This window comes from Bradyrhizobium sp. HKCCYLS2038 (assembly GCF_051167655.1).
Taxonomy (GTDB): Bacteria; Pseudomonadota; Alphaproteobacteria; order Rhizobiales; family Xanthobacteraceae; genus Bradyrhizobium.
Genome location: NZ_JBNPTM010000004.1, coordinates 814,480 through 833,131, shown reverse-complemented (window position 1 = coordinate 833,131; position 18,652 = coordinate 814,480). Strand labels below are relative to the sequence as shown.

Annotated in this window: 13 protein-coding genes; 5 read left to right on the top strand and 8 right to left on the bottom strand. The window is 66.1% G+C overall.

Features of this window, described 5'->3' with window-relative positions:
* The 6 genes from ACQR1I_RS21765 to ACQR1I_RS21740 all read right to left on the bottom strand — a co-directional run bounded on the left by ACQR1I_RS21765 (position 1) and on the right by ACQR1I_RS21740 (position 10,100).
* Positions 1-4,167 (bottom strand): CHAT domain-containing protein, encoded by a 4,167-nt coding sequence (locus tag ACQR1I_RS21765; RefSeq protein ID WP_434866584.1) that lies wholly within the window; start codon positions 4,165-4,167, stop codon positions 1-3.
* Between the two features lie 1,015 nt (positions 4,168-5,182).
* On the bottom strand, positions 5,183-6,529 hold the full coding sequence (argG, locus tag ACQR1I_RS21760; protein ID WP_434866583.1) for an argininosuccinate synthase: 1,347 nt from the start codon (positions 6,527-6,529) through the stop codon (positions 5,183-5,185).
* A 102-nt stretch (positions 6,530-6,631) separates the two neighbouring features.
* Positions 6,632-7,417 carry a phosphatase PAP2 family protein gene (locus tag ACQR1I_RS21755; protein ID WP_434866582.1) on the bottom strand — a complete coding sequence of 262 codons (786 nt, stop codon included), beginning with the start codon at positions 7,415-7,417 and terminating at the stop codon, positions 6,632-6,634.
* A gap of 46 nt (positions 7,418-7,463) precedes the next feature.
* Entirely contained in the window at positions 7,464-7,946 is a 483-nt protein-coding gene (locus ACQR1I_RS21750) for a hypothetical protein (RefSeq protein ID WP_434866581.1), read from the bottom strand.
* A gap of 166 nt (positions 7,947-8,112) precedes the next feature.
* Entirely contained in the window at positions 8,113-9,324 is a 1,212-nt protein-coding gene (rlmN, locus tag ACQR1I_RS21745; protein ID WP_434866580.1) for a 23S rRNA (adenine(2503)-C(2))-methyltransferase RlmN, read from the bottom strand.
* 149 nt (positions 9,325-9,473) lie between these two features.
* Positions 9,474-10,100: an invasion associated locus B family protein gene (locus ACQR1I_RS21740; RefSeq protein WP_434866579.1), complete on the bottom strand. Its 627-nt coding sequence runs from the start codon at positions 10,098-10,100 to the stop codon at positions 9,474-9,476.
* Between the two features lie 329 nt (positions 10,101-10,429).
* On the opposite strand from ACQR1I_RS21740, the gene ACQR1I_RS21735 reads away from it, so the two are divergent.
* The 3 genes from ACQR1I_RS21735 to ACQR1I_RS21725 all read left to right on the top strand — a co-directional run bounded on the left by ACQR1I_RS21735 (position 10,430) and on the right by ACQR1I_RS21725 (position 14,286).
* Positions 10,430-11,404, top strand: coding sequence for an NADPH:quinone oxidoreductase family protein (locus ACQR1I_RS21735; RefSeq protein WP_434866578.1), 975 nt, complete (start codon positions 10,430-10,432; stop codon positions 11,402-11,404).
* A gap of 549 nt (positions 11,405-11,953) precedes the next feature.
* On the top strand, positions 11,954-12,961 hold the full coding sequence (locus ACQR1I_RS21730; RefSeq protein ID WP_434866577.1) for a hypothetical protein: 1,008 nt from the start codon (positions 11,954-11,956) through the stop codon (positions 12,959-12,961).
* A 149-nt stretch (positions 12,962-13,110) separates the two neighbouring features.
* On the top strand, positions 13,111-14,286 hold the full coding sequence (locus ACQR1I_RS21725) for a TAXI family TRAP transporter solute-binding subunit (RefSeq protein ID WP_434866576.1): 1,176 nt from the start codon (positions 13,111-13,113) through the stop codon (positions 14,284-14,286).
* Between the two features lie 121 nt (positions 14,287-14,407).
* Here ACQR1I_RS21725 and ACQR1I_RS21720 read toward each other — a convergent pair whose 3' ends face one another.
* Both ACQR1I_RS21720 and ACQR1I_RS21715 read right to left on the bottom strand, forming a co-directional pair.
* Entirely contained in the window at positions 14,408-14,824 is a 417-nt protein-coding gene (locus ACQR1I_RS21720) for a YkvA family protein (protein ID WP_434866575.1), read from the bottom strand.
* Positions 14,825-14,920: 96 nt separating this feature from the next.
* Positions 14,921-15,220 carry a 4a-hydroxytetrahydrobiopterin dehydratase gene (locus tag ACQR1I_RS21715; protein WP_434866574.1) on the bottom strand — a complete coding sequence of 100 codons (300 nt, stop codon included), beginning with the start codon at positions 15,218-15,220 and terminating at the stop codon, positions 14,921-14,923.
* Positions 15,221-15,580: 360 nt separating this feature from the next.
* On the opposite strand from ACQR1I_RS21715, the gene ACQR1I_RS21710 reads away from it, so the two are divergent.
* Entirely contained in the window at positions 15,581-16,939 is a 1,359-nt protein-coding gene (locus ACQR1I_RS21710) for a TAXI family TRAP transporter solute-binding subunit (protein ID WP_434866573.1), read from the top strand.
* 127 nt (positions 16,940-17,066) lie between these two features.
* Positions 17,067-18,641: an alkaline phosphatase D family protein gene (locus ACQR1I_RS21705; RefSeq protein ID WP_434866572.1), complete on the top strand. Its 1,575-nt coding sequence runs from the start codon at positions 17,067-17,069 to the stop codon at positions 18,639-18,641.
* Positions 18,642-18,652: the final 11 nt, after the last annotated feature.

The following is an 18,652-nucleotide window of genomic DNA, read 5'->3' as shown; positions in this document are numbered from 1 at the left end:
TCACAGTTCGAACTTGGCGATGATCTCCTCGACCTCACGCGCCTTGCTCTCCAGCCCCATCCTGCGGAATGTCGACGCCGAGCGCTGCAAAATTTCGCGAGCCTCTCCGCAAGTCTCCCCTCTCGCGGCGAGGATCCGGCCCAGCGTCGCGCCGACGACGGCAATCCCGTCGGCTTGGCCGAGGCGGAGGACGATTGCATAGGCTTCAGCCATACCTTGCAGAGCCTCACCGAAGCTTTTCCGGTGAAGATCGATTTGTGCCACCTGCCAGAGCGTTGCAGCGATTCCAGCGGAATTGCCGAGTTGCTGATAGACGGGCAGCACTTCGACTTGCCAGATGCGCAAAGCTTCGTCGAAATCGCCGCGCGCTGCGAGCACGCTGGCGATTCTGCCCATGGTGGCGGCGCGCGCGCGGATATCGCCAAGTCTGTCGAAGACGGGCAGTTCCTCATTCTTTCGGATGCGCAGCGCCTCGTCGAGATCGCCGAGTGCCGCGAGAATGTCGGCGATTTTGCCCATAGTGACGGCGCGCTCGCGGATATCGCCGAGTTTGTCGAAGACAGGCAGAGCTTCCTGTTGGCGGATGCGCAAGGCCTCGTCGAGATCGCCGCGCGCCGTAAGGATGTCGGCAATTTTGCCCATGTTGACAGCGCGGGAGCGGATATCGCCGAGGCGTTCATAGACGGGCAGCTCTTCGTGTTTTCGGATGCGCAAGGCCTCGTCGAGATCGCCGCGTGCCGCAAGGATGTCGGCGATTTTGCCCATGGTGACGGCGCGGGAGCGGATATCGCCGAGGCGTTCATAGACGGGCAGCTCCTCGTCGTTTCTGATGCGCAAGGCCTCGTCGAGATCGCCGCGCGCCACGAGGATGTCGGCGATTCTGCCCATGGTGACAGCGCGCTCGCGGATCTCTCCGAGGCCGTCGAAGACGGGCAGCTGTTCCTGTTGCCGGATGCGCAAGGCCTCGTCGAGATCGCCGCGTGCCGCGAGGATGTCGGCGATTTGGCCCATAGTGACGGCACGCGACCGAATATCGCCGAGGCGATCATAGACCGGCAGCTCTTCTTCATTTCGGATACGGAAGGCTTCGTCGAGATCGCCGCGAGACTCAAGGATGTCGGCGATTTGGCCAATGGTGACGGTACGCGACCGAATATCGCCGAGTCTGTCGAAAACGGGCAGCTGTTCCTCTTTTCGAATACGCAAGGCCTCGTCGAGATCCCCGCGCGCCACGAGAATGTTGGCGATTTGGCCCATAGCGACGGCGCGAGACCGTATGTCGCCGTGTCTATCATAAACGGGTAGCTCGACCTGTTGCCGGATGTGCAAGGCTTCGTCGAGGTCCCCGCGCTCCTCAAGGATATTGGCGATTTCGCCGCGTGCAATTGTTGCGTCCAGCACCTGTCCCGCTGTCTCGGCCAGATCCGCGGCTTGCTCGAACAACGACCTCGCATCATCGAGGTGGCCACGCTGCTTCATCCGTCGCGCGTATTCGAAGACGAGGAGGCCGGCTTCGATCGGATCAATTCGGGCTTCGCTTGCCTCTTGGGCCTTGAGCAAAGCAACCCCGCGTTCGAGCAGCGCATCGGCCGCTGCGCCCTCGCCGACGGTCAGAAATGCCCTGGCTGTTTCGCCGAGGAGCGGCCACGGGACGGGCCGGCTCTGGGCATCGAGCAGGTCGATCGACGCCCGGCCGAGCGCCGCTGCGTTCTTGGCCGCACCCTCTCTTAGGCCGCAAAGGGCCTGAAACCCACAGGCTGTAACAATGTCCCCGTCCTCGGCCGCTAGCCCAAGCTTTGCCAGCTCCAGGTCGCAGGTCAGGGGGCGACCTAGCCGCGCCGCCGCGGCGCTCCAGGCGACAAACAGGTCGCGCGCCGTTGCACGAGCAACTGTTTTACGCCCACCGTCGTCTAGCGGCGGCAGCCGCGCCGCAACCAGCGCATTCACGGCTAGCGCCCGCACGGCACTGTCGACCGCGTCGTCATGCGGATCGACCAAGCCGAGATCGCGCAGGCCATCGAGCGAGGTCCCGGCCGTCCTCGTCACCTTCTCTGCAACTGACTCCGGCACCGGTAAGTGGAACAGCGTCAGCCGTCGCAAGGCCTCGCGCCCGGCAGCGCCAGCCAGATTGATCAGCGTTTCGATCGCGAGGTCTTCTAGCCATTGCCGCACTTCATTGTCCGACGGCAGCCCGCCTTGAGCCAGCCAGGCCTGCATCTGGTCGAGCGCCTGCGTGGCGTGTTCGATGTTCACCGCCGGCGACAGCACCAGCTTGCGGCCGATCAGGTCCTGCAGGCCGGGATTGCCGCGGGCGAGGCCGGGTACCCGGTCCAGCAAGGCGGCGCGCTCGTCGATCAGTGTCGCGCCCCTGTCGCGTTCCTGAGCCGTCCGTCCGCTCAAGGCGGCGGACATCTGGCGCAGCGCCAGCTTCGCCTGCGCGGCCTCCGAGAGCGGCGGCAGCGGCAGGTCGCGGAGATGCTGTTCCAGTCCATCGAGCACGAAGCGGAAGCGGCTGGTGAGCAGCAGGCGGCTGTCGCCGCCGGCGGCGTGGAATGCCGACAGCACCGCGCGCAGCACGGGCGCATGCGCGGCCGTGACGATATGGTGCTGCCGTGTCGCGTCCCATTCCAGGATGCGTTCGAGATCGTCGATCACCAGCAGCACGGCCGCGCCGTGACGGCCGGCCTGCGCACAGGGGCCGGAGAGCAGAAGGACCAGCTCCTGCTCCAGGCAGGACGGGTCCTGGCGCACCCGCTGTGCGGCTCCGCGCATGGCGTCGACGCCGGCGCGGTCTCGCGCCAGCGCCGTGGCGAGTGCGTCCATCACGTCGGGCGCGCTATAGCGCTCGAACATTACCGCTAGCCGCAGATCGCGGCGCCGGTTGGCGACCCGGGCGGCCAGGCTCGACTTGCCGAGCCGGCCCATGCCGTGCAGCAGCACGCCGGCTCGGCCGCCGTCGCGCAGCGCGCGCAAGGCCGCCTGCAGCTCGCGGCGCCGTCCGACGAACATCTCGTGCGACGCCACCGGGACCTGCTGCCGCTCCTTGATCAGGAACTCCTTGGCGCCGTGGGTGGCCGGCAGCAGGCTGCGCTTGGCGGTACCGCCGACGATCGCGCCGCCGCCTTGCGGGCCGCACCACAGCCGCGCCAGATGCCAGTCGCGCCGCCTGATATCATCGGCGGCGGCATTCAGCAGCGTGCGTCGGGCGCCGGCGACCGCGTCGGGTAGCTGCTTGCGGCCGGCGAGCGCGTCATACAGCGTTGCGGCGAAGGCGATCGCGGCGGCATCGCCGACCGAACCGTCCCAGCCGAGCACCGCCGGCACGCCGCTGTCGACCATCGCCTCGGCGAGCGACTGCGCGATTCCCCGGCCGCGCGCCGGTTTGGCCTGCGGCCCCGCCGCAGTGAGGCACGCCGACAGGAAGATGAATTGCGGCCGGTGCGCCTGCAGCGTCTCGATCAGCGTGGCCGGATTGGTCGGCAGCTCCTCGCCGGCATCGTCCTCCAACAGCAGCACCGGATCGGGATCGTTGTCGCCATGGCAGCCGAGATGCAGCGCCTGCATCGCCTCCAGCTCGACCATGCGCTCGGCGAGCCGGTCGGGATTGCCGCTTTCCTCCACCAGCAGGTCGAGCGCGGTGCTGCCGACCGCGCGCATGATGGCGCTCTCCTCGGCTTCGTAGTCGAGCTCATGCTGGCCGCGCGGCGCCGCCGCCATGAACACGAGCCCGAGACGGTGGGGGCCGAGGGGCGGCGGGTCTTGGCGGCGGCCGAGCCGGCGCAGCGGTGAGAAGCCGAGCGGGACGTCGGACGCGAGATAAATGCGATTGCGGGCAAGCAGCTCCCAGGGCGCACGTAGCAGTGCTATGGCGGCCTCCGACGGGCGGAGCGTCTCCGTCGCGATCTCGAAATGCACGGGGCGATGAGCGTGGTCGAGCAGACGACAGAGGTCGCGGCCGGAGCCGTCCAGGAAGGAGAACAGCCCGCCGCCGAGCACCAGCAGCTCCGCGGCCGGATCGTCGCGCTCCAGCAGTTTTGTGTAGTGCTGCGCGAACGCGGTCAGAGCCGCCACCGCGGTGGCATCGAGATGCCGCCGCATGCCGACCCGCTCGCCGTTGCAGATCAGCTCGAAGCCGTCATGATCGATCGCGATCCCGGTGCCGGTCATCCGCTGTCCCGTCGAGGCTATGATCTTGCCGGACGCATACTCGGCTGAAACCTGGCTCCGCAGCAAGCAGGAGTTGTTTGACGGTGCACTGGTTGCTGAGTGTCGCCGCTGCCCGTCGGGCGAATCAGCTGTGCGATTGGCAGATCACCTCCGCCTCTCGGGTCACCTCGACCAACGCAAATGGCTTGCGCCGAAAAATTGATTTCGCGCAGCAGCTCAATGCGATGCCGCCCATGGAATTCGCCAGTCGCAGAATTATGCTTCCGTTTTTCGGAAATATATGGCTTCCTTCACGCATCCCGCCTCACCGAGAGGGGCGTACGCGCGGTCGTCACGATATGCGAGGCGGGGATGCGGTGGCCGTATCGGGTTGCAGCGCGCTCTGTCGCGCGAACGAACAATTCCGGTGCGGACGTGAAGTCGTGTGGTCCTGGCCTCCCGGTGCCGAGGTCAAGCCGATGCGGCGCTGATGCGCGGTGTCGATGACGGGGTCAATCAGCCGGTCCCCGAGGAGAGCACGAAGCAAACGTTAAACCCATCGCGCGGGGAATGCCGGGATGTCTCGGCTGAACCTGTGGTACCTGCCGCCTGCATTTTTTTCCGCAGGCGGGCCATGGGGGCGGCCAGCTCCCGGCATTCCCTGCGCCCTCGACATTTTCGAGGGACCAAGGCGATCATCGCTCGGGCGTCATCACGCCGCGAGAAAGACGGTGCTTGTCTCGTCCCGATGCTGTTTGACATCTGAAGATGACCGCCGGTGCGTCTGAGGCCGGCGATGTCGAAGTGGCGTATCGTGCGCCCGCGCAGTCATCCCTGCCATTTCGCTAGCTGCAATCCCTAGCGTCCCGCTCCAGCGTCGTCCCGGCGAACGCCGGGACCCAGACTCACAGGATTCAGTGTTGCTATGGCTGGAGCTCCAGCCAGCTCTCGCCACATCCGTCGGTGGCTATGGGTCCCGGCGTTCGCCGGGACGACAGCGGTGGATGTGGCCGCGTCTCGGTCTGAGACGCTGAGCTCAGCTCTTGTCGCCCTTGTCGTGGCCGAGCTGGAAGATCTGTGCGCCTTCCGCGCCCGACAGCAGGCCGGTGTCCGAATAGAGCTTCAGCTTGGCGCGGGTGTCGGTGATGTCGAGGTTGCGCATCGTCAGCTGGCCGATGCGATCGGCGGGCGTGAACGCGGCGTCCTCGACCTTCTCCATGCTCAGCCGATCCGGCTGATAGGTCAGGTTGGGGCTCTCGGTGTTGAGGAGCGAGTAGTCGTTGCCCCGCCGCAGCTCCAGCGTAACCTCACCGGTGATGGCGCTCGCCACCCAGCGCTGCGCGGTCTCGCGCAGCATCAAGGCCTGCGAGTCGAACCAGCGGCCCTGATAGAGCAGGCGGCCAAGCTTCATGCCGCTGATGCGGTACTGCTCGATCGTATCCTCGTTGTGGATGCCGGTCAGCAGCCGCTCATAGGCGATGTGCAGCAGCGCCATGCCCGGCGCCTCGTAGATGCCGCGGCTCTTGGCCTCGATGATGCGGTTCTCGATCTGGTCGCACATCCCGAGACCATGACGCCCGCCGATCGCATTGGATTCCAGGAACAGCGCCACCGGATCGGTGAAGGTCTGGCCGTTGAGCGCGACCGGCTGGCCCTCCTCGAAGCGCACCACGACGGTCTCCGGCTTGACCGCGCAGTCCTCGCGCCAGAACGGCACGCCCATGATCGGGTTGACGATCCGGATGCCGCTGGAGAGGCTCTCAAGATCCTTTGCCTCGTGGGTGGCGCCGAGCAGGTTGCTGTCGGTCGAATACGCCTTCTCGGCGCTCATTTTGTAGTTGAAGCCGTTGGCGGTGAGGAACGCCGACATCTCGGCGCGGCCGCCGAGCTCGTCGATGAACTGCTGGTCGAGCCAGGGCTTGTAGATCTTGAGGTTCGGGTTCGTCAGCAGGCCGTAGCGGTAGAACCGCTCGATGTCGTTGCCCTTGTAGGTCGAGCCGTCGCCCCAGATGTTGACGCCGTCCTCCTTCATCGCGGCGACCAGCATCGTGCCGGTGACGGCGCGGCCGAGCGGCGTGGTGTTGAAGTAGGTCGCTCCTCCGGTGGAGATGTGGAAGGCGCCGGACTGGATCGCGGCGATGCCCTCATGCACCAGCTGGGTGCGGCAATCGACCAGGCGCGCCTTCTCGGCGCCGAAGCTCATCGCCTTGCGGGGGATCTCGTCGTAGTCCGACTCGTCGGGCTGGCCGAGATTGGCGGTGTAGGCGAAGCAGCGCGCGCCCTTCTGCTTCATCCACAGCAGTGCGGCGCTGGTGTCGAGACCGCCGGAGAAGGCGATGCCGACTTTCTCGCCCTTGGGAAGGCCTTTGAGGATCGTGGTCATGGGGAGTCCAACCGGGTCGTGATGGCGGTTCGTTGCGAAATTCGGCCGCGAATAACAGATTTCGCCCTGTTCGGCACGCGATTAATGGGTCGTCGTCGGCGCTCAGGCCGCAGAGCCGCCATCCGCTGCGGGACGGCGCGCGCCGGACAGCCGGCGGCGCAGGCGATAGCCGGGCCCGGCGATCCTGGTGAGCGCCGCGTCGATGCCGGCATCGGTCAGGCGCGTCGCCGGCCAGCGGTAGATGTAGCCATGCAGCAGCCAGATCACGACGAAGGTGACGAGGCCGGCTGCGGCAATGTCGGTGAAGAAATGGCCGCCGAACGCCATTCGCAGCACCGAGGTGGCGAGGCCGAACAGCACAGCGGCGCCGTAGGCAACGGGACGGATCGCCGGCGGCGTCAGCGCGGCCGGAGCCAGGGTCCAGAACGCGGTGGCGCCCTCGCCGGAGAAGAACGAGCAGTTGCGGCCGCAGCCGCCGCGCGGATCCCACCACGGCACGAACTGCATGTCGCCGCCGAACTCGGTGACGACGACCGGTCGCGGCCGGCCCCAATAGGACTTGAAGGTCAGATTGGTAATGACGATGGCGGAGAGCGACAGGGTCAGGAGCAGGAAGGCGATGGTGCGGCCCTTCACCAGCAGCGGACGGTCGGGCCGGATGAACTTTGCGATCAGCGCGACCAGCGAGGGCAGTGCGAGGCCCCACGCGACCCACATTGCGGCGTCGCGCGCGAGCGCGGCCGTGCCATCCAGCTTCAGCGGGAAGCTGCGCGTGCCGGGATCGTAGAACAGCGCGGCCAGTTTCAGGTCGAGCTCGGGATAGACGCCGAACAGCACGCCGATGACGAGCGCGAGCGACAATGCGATGAAGAGGCCGGTCCGGTTCATGGCCCGCGGTTTAGCGAAAGCGGATGGCGATGGAAAGGCCAGTGCCTCAGCGCGGCGATCCGGACGGGAGAGGTGGCGGCGGCAATCGCTGCGGTGATTCGCGCCACCGGCCGGCATTGCGGCCGGCGATCAGCCAGTAGACGAGGCCGCCGAGGATGCCGGCGCCGGTCAGGATCTCGAGCTGGCGGTGGTCGATGCCCTCGAAGTGGAACGTCTCGGGGTCGAACGGAATCAGGCCGAGATAGCAGGCGGCGCCGACCACTCCGCCGCCGATCGCGTAGGCGAGCACGCTGCGGATCGAGAACGCCTCGGTGATGAGTGCGACCAGCAGCGCCGGGATCAGCGCAAAGCCGGACACGAAGATGAAGCCGAAGCCGATGACGACCTGCAGGGCACTCTGGTCGATCGGGCCGATGCCGACGTTGGAGAATTCCGGAATCAGGATCGCGGTGACCACGACCAGCCCGGCCACGAAGCTCGCGACGAGAAATGCGAACGCGATGACGATCAGCCGGCCGATCAGTGCCATGGTGAAGTGCCCACGCAAATAATTAGGAGAGCCCGCTTTCTGCGGTCGTCATGGCCGGGCTTGACCCGGCCATCCATCAGTCAAGATCGGCTCTTCGAAGCGGATGGATGGCCGGGTCAAGCCCGGGCATGACGACGTTGCTTGGAGATGCCGGCGCGAACGATCATCAATCCGTCATCGCCATCGCGCGCAGCGCCTGGCGCTCGCGGGCGGAGAGCTTCTCGGTCTCCGACTTCAGCTGGCCGCAGGCGGCGAGGATGTCGCGGCCGCGCGGCGTGCGCACGGGTGAGGAATAGCCAGCGTTGAAGACGTATTCGGAGAATTTTTCGATCTGCTCCCAGTCCGAGCATTCGTAGGCCGAGCCGGGCCACGGATTGAACGGGATCAGGTTGATCTTGGCCGGGATGCCCTTCAGCAGCTTGACCAGCAGGCGGGCATCGTCGAGCGAATCATTGACGCCCTTGAGCATCACATATTCGAACGTGATGCGGCGCGCATTGGAGGCGCCGGGATAGTCGCGGCAGGCCTGCAGCAGCTCCGCGATCGGATACTTCCGGTTCAGCGGCACCAGCTCGTTGCGCAGTTCGTCGCGGACCGCGTGCAGCGAGATCGCCAATGCCACGCCGATCTCTTCACCGGCGCGCTTGATGTTCGGCACCACGCCTGATGTCGACAGCGTGATGCGGCGTCGGGAGATGCCGATGCCCTCGTTGTCCGAGACGATCAGCAGCGCATCACGGACCGCATCGAAATTGTACAGCGGCTCGCCCATGCCCATCATGACGATGTTGGTGATGAGGCGGTTGCCGTGCGGCGTCTCGCGGTCCGCCCAGTCGTTGAGCCGGTCGCGCGCCACCATGATCTGGCCGACGATCTCGCCCGCGGTGAGGTTGCGCACCAGCCGCTGCGTGCCGGTGTGGCAGAACGAACAGTTGAGCGTGCAGCCGACCTGCGATGAAACACAAAGCGTGCCGCGGTCGGTCTCCGGAATGTAGACGCACTCGACCTCGTGGGCCTTCTGCAGGCCATCGCCGCTCGGCAGCCGCAGCAGCCATTTGCGGGTGCCGTCATTGGAGATCTGCTCGGCCACGACCTCGGGGCGGTCGACCGTGAAACGCTCGGCCAGCGCGGTGCGGGTGTCCTTCGACACCGAGCTCATCTCGTCGAACGACGTCGCTCCGCGAAAATACAGCCAGTGCCACAGCTGCTGCACCCGCATCTTCTGCTGGCGCTCCGCGACGCCGAGCTCGCCGAGTTTCGCAGCCAGCTCGGCGCGCGACAGCCCGATCAGCGACGGCTTGGCCGGCGGCACGTAGGTTTCGAGCGGAGTCTTTTCGAGGGGCGCGGCGGTGGCGCGCAGCCCGGCGGTCGTTGCCATGTCCAGGGGCCCAAAATGCTGCCCGGCCGCTGCGGCCGGAGGCGTTCAGCCGCCTTATATAACGATCCGGCCGGCAAATGCGACCCGCACGAGCGGTATCGGCGTAACCGCCGTCCGTTCAGCGCGGACGGGTTTTAGCGACGGCAGTCTTAACGACGGCAATCCTGGGCGACTCGGTCCAGCGCCTGGGCCAATCCCTTCAGCGAGAACACGTCGGTCGTCTCCGTGCCCTTGGCGGAGACGCCCTTGACCACCGCGTCCGGAGCCTTGCGCATGGCGTCGACCATGCGCTCCTCCTCGGCCGCGTTCTTGATCCAGAGGCCGTCACCCTGCGTGTACATCGCGTAGGACGCGCCGCCGACATCCAGCGAGGCGTCGGAGCCCGGCTTCAGCGCGTAGCCGATCATGATCGAGACCTCGTTGAACACCTTCTCGGAGGGCCGGGTCGAGACGAATGCGTAGGCCGGGTCGCGCGGGCGATTGGGCGGGTTGGTCTTCGAAGACGACGGCTTGGCCAATGCGAAGCAGACCTTCTTGCCGCCAGGAGCCGCCGTATAGGCGCCCCACCCGCCGAACTGTCCGATCAACGTCGGTTCCACGCCGCCGATGCTGGGAACGGCGGGCTTGGCATCGGCTTTCGGCGCGGCCTTTGGCTGTGGAGCTGGCGCACCCTTCGGCGGCGCCTTTGGCGCAGCCGTCTGGGCATCTGCCGGGCCCGCAGCTCCGAACAGGAGCGCGCCGGCTGCCAGCGCTGTCGACAATCGCGAAAACAACATGATTAAGCTACGTTCCCCCACGACCTCGTCCACCAATATTGTGACTGGAAAATGGCCCGGAATCGCAGACCGCGCTGCGAGGGATAGCGGCTTAATGCGCCGGTTGCAAAGCCGCATCGACGCGCCCGGCCTCGTTGATGTGAATCCCGCTGCCGTCGAGAAGCGTTGAGAGGCGAGCTCTGGCCGATCGCAGTCCCGTTCCGAGAGGCGGTATTTGGCGCCGATGCCGCCATCGCCGCGTGGTGTTTGGCAATTGTCGCGCGGCTGCAAATCCGGCATGACGTTTGAAAAGCCGGGCACGATCCGGACAACCGCTTGAAGGAGCGTCCATGAAAGCCATTCTCTGCTCGGAATTCTGCCAGCCCGACGATCTCGTCTTCGCGGACGTGCCCGATCCGGTGGCCGCTCCCGGCGAGGCCGTGATCGCGATCAAGGCTGCGGCGCTGAACTTCTTCGACATCCTGATGATCCAGGGCAAGTACCAGATCAAGCCGCCGTTCCCGTTCTCGCCGGGTGCCGAGGTCTCCGGCGTGATCGAAAGCGTCGGCGACGGCGTGACGGATCTGAAGGTCGGCGATCGCGTCGTCGCATCGTGCGGCCACAATGGCGCGCGGCAGAAGATCGCGCTGCCGGCCGCCTCGATCGTGAAGATTCCCGACAATCTCGATTTCGACCGCGCTGCCGGCATCATCATCATCTATGGCACGGCGCTGCATGCGCTGGAGGATCGCGCCAGTCCCAAGCCGGGCGAGACGCTGGCGGTGCTCGGCGCCGCCGGCGGAACCGGGCTCGCGGCTTGCGAGCTCGGCAAGCTGATGGGGCTGAAGGTCATCGCCTGCGCGTCATCCGACGAGAAGCTTGCCTTCGCCAAGCAGCACGGCGCGTCCCTGACCTTGAACTACGCCAAGGAGGATCTGAAGGAAGGCCTGCGCAGGCTGACCGACGGCAAGGGCGCCGACATCATCTTCGATCCGGTCGGCGGGGCCTATGCCGAAGCGGCGCTGCGCTCGATCGCCTGGGAGGGCCGCTTTTTGGTGATCGGCTTCGCCGCCGGCGACATTCCGAAGATGCCGCTCAATCTCGCTCTGCTGAAGGGCTGTGACATCCGCGGCGTGTTCTGGGGCGCCTGGACACGGCTCAACCCGGCCAAGAACCGCGCCAATCTGGAAAAGCTCGTGCAGTGGACGGCCGAAGGCAAGCTGTCGTCGCATGTCGACCGCACCTTCCCGCTGGCGCAGACGGCCGACGCGCTCAAGGTGCTCGCCGGCAGGCAGGCCATGGGCAAGGTGATCCTGCATCCCTGAGGACGCGCGCATCGGACGCACTTTCGTCGCGTCTCGTCGCGGCTTCGCAACGCCGGTCTCGCCAGAGGCCGGCGTTATGCTTTGTGGCGTTCGGGTGGCAAACATCCGGAGCGGACGCATCAAGTGCGGCAACGTGCGACTAACGAACGATGGCGCCGACATCGTAGCTGATGTGCGCCTGTTCCCGGGCGGAACTCGGCACGCCGCGGCGAAAAGCGCAGCCGGCGCATGCAACCTGACGCCGAAAATCAGAAAACGAGCGTGTTGTGGTTAACGCAACCGGCGCCGATTGTGGCATGGTTAATTCCGGATGTTACCCGTTGTTTTGTCGATAGATCCGGAAATGCCGCGCAGCGATATCGCGCCTGCGCCGCCACAATGAGATCAAAATATCTCCAGATTCATGCCGGGTCCCGTCCACTTTTAGTCGGATTCAATTAGTCAATTAGTTGGTGGCAGTGGGGTGCCTCTAACAATCGTAACGGGTCTCGAGCTTCTGACGAGCTTGGGACCACGTGTGTTGCGTGACGTGAGATGGGGAATAAGGCCATGGCTGAGCGGACGAGTCGCGGATGGTTTACGGACAGAAACCAACCTGGTCCTGAATCTGGCCATTTCCCTGACGATCCCGCGCACGACCGTGCGGCGAGCTATCGGTTCGGACGGTCCGCTCAGGACCACGAGAGATCCGGGTCTTATCCTGGTGACGAGTCGATGCCGATGTTCCTCTCGGAGTACGAGGGTGGGCACCAGATCGAGAGCATGGAGTTCGAGGATCAGTGGCCGGCGCGGCCGCGCCGCACGTCGATCTCCACCCGTATCCTTCTCGCCGTGGTGGCGGCGGCCGGAGTCGCCGTGCTGTTCGCGCTGGTGACGTCGGATGCGACACGCGACCTGATCGCCAGCGCCAAGGCCTCGATGATCGGCAGCGCGCCCGACCCGACCGCGCCACCGCAGCCCAGCGGAACGCAGCTCACCGCGCGCGACATGCAGTTGAACGAGCCGGCGCGCGTGCCGTCCGAGCCGGTCGCCTCGGCCTCGCCGGTACAAATGGCGGCGGTCGCGCCCAGCCGCGACGACATCGCCAATGCGTACCAGACCGCCCTGCAGAACCGCGCGGTGACGCCGCCGGCGCCGGTTGCGCCGAGCGCCACGGCCCCGGCTGCGCCGACAGCGATGGCGCCGCCTTCGATCAATTCTCCCGGCGCTGGCGCCGCCATCGTCGCGCCCGGCCTTGGCGCCGTGACGGCCTCACCGCCGCCGGTCCCAACGCGGCGGCTGGACCCGGATGAGCTTGCCGGCATCATGAAGCGTGCCAAGGGTCTGCTCGCGGCCGGCGACATCCCGTCCGCGCGGCTGTTGCTTGAGCGCGCGGCCGAGGCGCAGGAGCCGGCAGCGGCGCTGATGCTGGCGCAGACCTACGATCCCCACGTGCTGGGAACGAAGGACATCCGCAACATCAATGCCGATCCGACCGCCGCGCGCAACTGGTACCGCCGCGCCGCCCAGCTCGGCTCGTCCGAAGCGCAGCGCCGGCTGGATCAGTTGCAGAATTGAACGCGCGGCGGCTTTTGAGGTCGCGCGTTTGGCTTTTTGTTTTTGCGCATGACTCCCGAGCCGTGTCTCTCGGCGCCGCCTGTCGTGTCCAGGCGCCGCCCGCGGACAGGCCCGCGATCATGTACCAGCTTTAAAACCGAGGGGGATACATGCGACGTCTTGTTGGAGCGGCCATCGCCGCAATGATGATAGCGTGCGGCTTTTCGGCCCACGCCGAGGACGGCGAGTTCGATCCCGCCAAGGTCAGCGACAGCCTGAAGGCGATCTTCCAGTTCGGCTCGGTGCAGACCAAGCAGGCTCTGAACGCCAACACGGTGACGCTGATCACCGGCACCATCGGCGGCACCTATGTGCAGTTCGGCGCCGACCTCGCTTCGCTGCTGGACGACGGCAACAGCCTGCGCGTCCTGCCGATCGTCGGTCGCGGCTCGGTGCAGAGCGTCGCCGACATCCTGTTCCTGCAGGGCGTCGATCTCGGCGTCGTGCGCGCCGACACGCTCGACTATCTCGAGCGCAAGGGATTCGCCAAGGACATCAAGAAGCAGTTCACCTACGTCACCAAGCTCTACAATGAGGAGATGCAGGTGATCGCGCCGCGCGCGGTCCGCAACCTGCGTGACCTCGAAGGCCGCCGCGTCAGCGTCGACCTTCCGAACGGCGGCACCTTCGTGACGGCCCTGACGGTGTTCGAGCGTCTCGGCCTGCGGGCGAACTTCCTGTACATCGAGCAGCGCATCGCGATGGAGAAGCTGAAGCGGGGCGAGCTCGACGCCGTCATCGTCGTCGGCGGCAAGCCCTACAAGTCGGTCAGCACCTTCGTGAACGACGGTCGCTTCCATCTCGTCAATGTCGACTACGACCGGCCGCTGCAGAACGACTATCTGCCGGCGGCACTGACGGCGAAGGACTATCCGAACCTGATCGCCGAAGGCGAGAAGGTCGACACGATCGCGGTGCCGGCCGTGCTCGCGGCGTATAATTGGGCGCCGAACACCGACCGCTATCGCAAGCTGGCGACTTTCGTCGACGCCTTCTTCACCAAGTTCCCGGCATTCCAGAACCCGCCCTTCCATCCGAAGTGGAAGGAAGTCTCGCTGTCCGCGCCGCTCGCCGGCTGGCAGCGGCTGCCCTCAGCCAGCAAATGGCTCGAGACCCATGCGATGGAAGGCGCGCAGCGCGACCGCTTCGACGATTTCCTGAAGCAGAGCAGCGCCGGCAGGGGCCTGCAGAGCGAGGCCGACCGCGAAGCCCTGTTCAAGCAGTATCAGGCCTGGGAAGCCGAGAAGACCGGCAATGCCCGCGCCCAGGCACCCCGACAGCGCTGAAGCGCGCGCATCGCATTCACCGGCGATCGAGGCCGCAACAAAAAGCCCTGCTCGCGCAGGGCTTTTTTCGTTTGGCCTCGTTTGCAGAATCGCACTGCGGACCCGCTTCCGGCAGAGCGCATCAGCCGTCCCTGGCTTGGTCCTTGTCGAGATCGGCGTCCACTCCCTCTTCCAGCCGCGCAAGCGCGGCACGGGCGGCGGCATGATGGTCAGGCGTGATGTGCGAGGCCACCAGGCGGATTGCAGTCGCAAGCACGGCGGCATCGTCGGTGAAGCCGAGCACCGGCAGCACGTCGGGCACAAAGTCGAACGGCAGGATGAAATAGGCGATGGCGCCGAGCAGCGCGACCTGGACGTGCCGCGGCGTCTCCTTGTCGAAAGCGCAATAGTAGGCTGCGAGCAGATCCTCGGCGAACGGAATCCTGGCCAGGACCTGCTTGATCTTGACCCAGAAGCGACGGCGAACGCTGGCGCGGTCCTGCGCCAGCTGGTCGGCAGGCTCGAAGCCAACGTTGTAGTCGGTCGCGTCCGAGACCATCTGCCATCTCCCCGTTCCGGATCGCGGTGTCGCGCGATCTGTCAGCGCTGATGTGGGGACGGCCGCCTTGGCTGCAAGGCAGCTAGCCATCTCAAATCAAATCCGCGACGCCGCGATCGCATCCATCGCTTTCGCCAGCTCGATGTCGCGCGTGGTCACGCCGCCAGCGTCATGAGTGGTCAGCACCACGTCGACCGTGCGGTAGACGTTGCGCCATTCCGGATGATGGTCGAGCTTCTCGGCCACCAGGGCGACGCGGGTCATGAAGCCGAACGCTTCGTTGAAATCGCTGAAGCTGAAGCTGCGGGTGATCGCCTCGCGCCCGTCGAGTTCGGACCAGCCGGGCAGCTCCTTCAGGGCACTGGCGCGTGCCTCATTTGCCAATCGCTCCGCCATGTCGACCTCCCATTCAGCTGCGGACGGTCCACGCGCCCGATGGCGATCCGGGTCTCTACGGGGTCCGAAACATTTCCGGCGTCACTCTGCCGCAGCCCCAGCTTACCAGAAAAGGCATCCGGATCAGAGCCTTGTGGCGCCGACGCGGTCGGGCCACGGAACGGCCCCGATCCCCGCTCAGTCGGGGGGTAGTAACCATGACGGAGATGTCACCCCGGCGAGACAAGAAATTTGCTACAGTTTACCCCTAGCGAAGGAGAAGGCGGGACCAAGCCGCGCCTGGCGTTGCTTTCGCGCCATCCGACGACCGGAGGACCGGACCTGGTAGACCCTCAGACCACGCCAGCGCAGCGCTCGCAGATGCGCCCTGCCGTGTTCATCGTCATCGCCGGGATCCTCGCGATCATCGGTGCGCTGGCGGGCGCCTACTATTTCGCGATGCGGCCGGTGACGCTGAAGATCGCCGTCGGGCCGCCGAACAGCGACGATCTCAAGGTGGTCCAGGCCCTGACCCAGGCGTTCTCCCAGTCGCATGCGTCGGTCCGGCTTCGCCCCGTTCCCACCGAAGGCGCGGCGGAGAGCGCGCAAGCGCTGGCGGCGGCCAAGGTCGATCTCGCCATCGTCCGCGGTGACCTCGAAGTGCCGAAGAACGCGCAGGCCGTCGCCACGCTGCGCAAGAACGTTGCCGTTCTCTTCGTGCCTCCGGCCGCGAAGGGCAAGGGGCGCAAGGGCGGCACCAAGATCACCAAGATCTCGCAGCTGGCCGGCCACAAGGTCGGAATCATCGGTCGGACCCCGGCCAATGTGAACCTGCTGAAGGTGGTCCTGCACCAGTATGGCGTCGATGCCAGCAAGGTCGAGTTCGTGCAGTTTCCGATCTCGGAGGCGGCCGAGGCGGTGCGCAGCCAGAAGGCCGACGCCTATCTCGCCGCCGGACCGATCAACAGCAAGATCACCGCCGATGCCATCGCTGCGGCCACCAAGGAGGGCGGCGTGCCGACCTTCCTGGCAATCGACTCGGCCGAGGCCATCGCGCAGAACCACCCGGAATACGAATCCGCTGACATTCCGGCGGGCGCCTTCGGCGGCTCGCCCGATCGCCCCGAGGACGAGGTCAAGACCATCAGCTTCACCCACCATATCGTGGCGCGGAAGGGCTTGTCCGACGCGACGGTCTCGGCGTTCACCCATCAGCTGTTCTCGGTGCGCCAGCAGCTGATGTCGGAATTCCCGCTCGCCGCCAAGATCGAGACCCCGGACACCGACAAGGACGCCGCCATCCCCGCCCATCCCGGCGCGGCCGCCTTCGTGGACGGCGAGGAGAAGACCTTCCTCGATCGCTACAGCGACTACATCTGGTGGGCGCTGATGGCCCTGTCGGCGATGGGCTCGGCGGGCGCCTGGTTCGCCGGCTATCTCAAGCGCGACGAGCGCACGATCAACACGTCGCTGCGCGACCGCCTGCTGGAGATGATCAGCATCGCCCGCAAGAGCGATTCGACCGAGGAGCTCGACCAGCTGCAGAGCGAGGCCGACGAGATCCTGCGCAACACGCTGACCTGTTTCGAGGATGGCGCCATCGAGCATGCCGCGCTGACGGCCTTCAACATCGCGCTCGAACAGTTCCACAATGCGGTTGCCGATCGCAAGCTGATCCTGATGAGCATGCCGGCCAACCTGCAGCGGACCGGGGCGCAGCTGCGCGCCGCCGGCACCTGATACGTCGCCGCGGCGGCGGCCAAGCGGCTGCCGGGGCGCGTCCTGTAATCGCAGCGTCATCAAATTTTTCTAGGTCTGCGGGCGCACACCCGCGCGCGTCGGTGCGCCGTCCGACCTGGAGACCAGCATGACCGTCCATTTTCCACGCCCGCAGCTCCGCACGCTGTCTCGCCGCCGCTTCCTGACGACGGCGGCCGCGGCCGGCGTCACCACGCTGTCGATGCCCTATCTGAGCCGGGCGGCCGACCGGCCCCAGATCACGCATGGCGTCCAGTCGGGCGACGTCGGCATGGACGGCGGCGTCGTCTGGGCGCGTGCCGATCGTCCGTCGCAGATGATGGTCGAGGTGGCGACGACCGAGTCGTTCAAGAACGCGCGCAGCCTGCCGCCGATCGCGGCGCTCCCGGAAAGCGACTTCACCGCCAAGATGCTGCTGGACAATCTGCCGAGCGGCCAGGACATCTTCTACCGCGTCAAATTCCGCGACTTGGCGCATACCGCCGTCGAGAGCGAGGCGGTGGTCGGCCGCTTCCGCACCGCGCCCGGCAACAAGCGCGACGTCTCCTTCGTCTGGGGCGGCGACGTCGCCGGGCAGGGCTGGGGCATCAATCCCGACGATGGCGGCATGTTCACCTTCGCCACCATGAAGAAGCATCGGCCGGATTTCTTCCTGCATTCCGGCGACACCATCTATGCCGACGGCCCGATCAAGTCCGAGGTCAAGCTGCCGGACAACAAGGTCTGGAAGAACCTCACGATCGAAGAGAAGGCCAAGGTCGCCGAGACGCTCGACGAATTCCGCGCCGCTCACAAATACAATTTCCTCGATGCGAATGTCCGCGCCTTCAATGCCGAGGTGCCGATCTTCGTGCAGTGGGACGACCATGAGGTGACCAACAACTGGTCGGCCTCCAAGGAGCTGCCCGCCGTCTACAAGGAGCGCAACATCCAGCTGCTCGCGGCCCGCGCCGCGCGCGCCTTCCACGAGATGTATCCGATGCGCGAGAGCATCGTCGAACCGGGCCGCGTCTACCGCACCATCAACTACGGCCCGCATCTCGACGTGTTCGTGCTCGACGAGCGCAGCTATCGCGGCGCCAACGGCCCCAATCTCGAGGAGACCTATGGTCCGGCGTCCTATTTCATCGGGCCGGAGCAGATGCGCTGGCTGAAGCAGGCGCTGCTGAACTCGCGCGCGACCTGGAAGGTGATCGCGTCCGACATGCCGCTCAGCATCATCGTGTATGACGATGCGGCCAACAAGAAGGGCTCGGAGGCGTTCGCGCAGGGCAACGGTCCGGCGCGCGGCCGCGAGCTCGAGATCGCCGAGATCCTGCGCTTCATCAAGACGGCGCCGATCCAGAACACGGTGTGGCTGACGGCGGACGTGCACTACGCGGCCGCGCACTATTATGATCCGAACAAGGCGCAATTCCAGGACTTCGAACCGTTCTGGGAGTTCGTGTCGGGCCCGCTCCATGCCGGCACGTTCGGTCCGAACGAGCTCGACAACACGTTCGGTCCCGAGGTGCGTTTCATCAAGGCGCCCGGCCTCGACAAGCAGAACCTGCCGCCGTCGGCCGGCATGCAGTTCTTCGGCCACGTCAAGATCGACGGCGAGAGCGGGCAGATGACGGTGACCTTGCGCGACCGCGCCGACGTCGCGCTGTGGTCGACGACGCTCGACCCCAGACTGGGCTGAGAGCTCTCGTC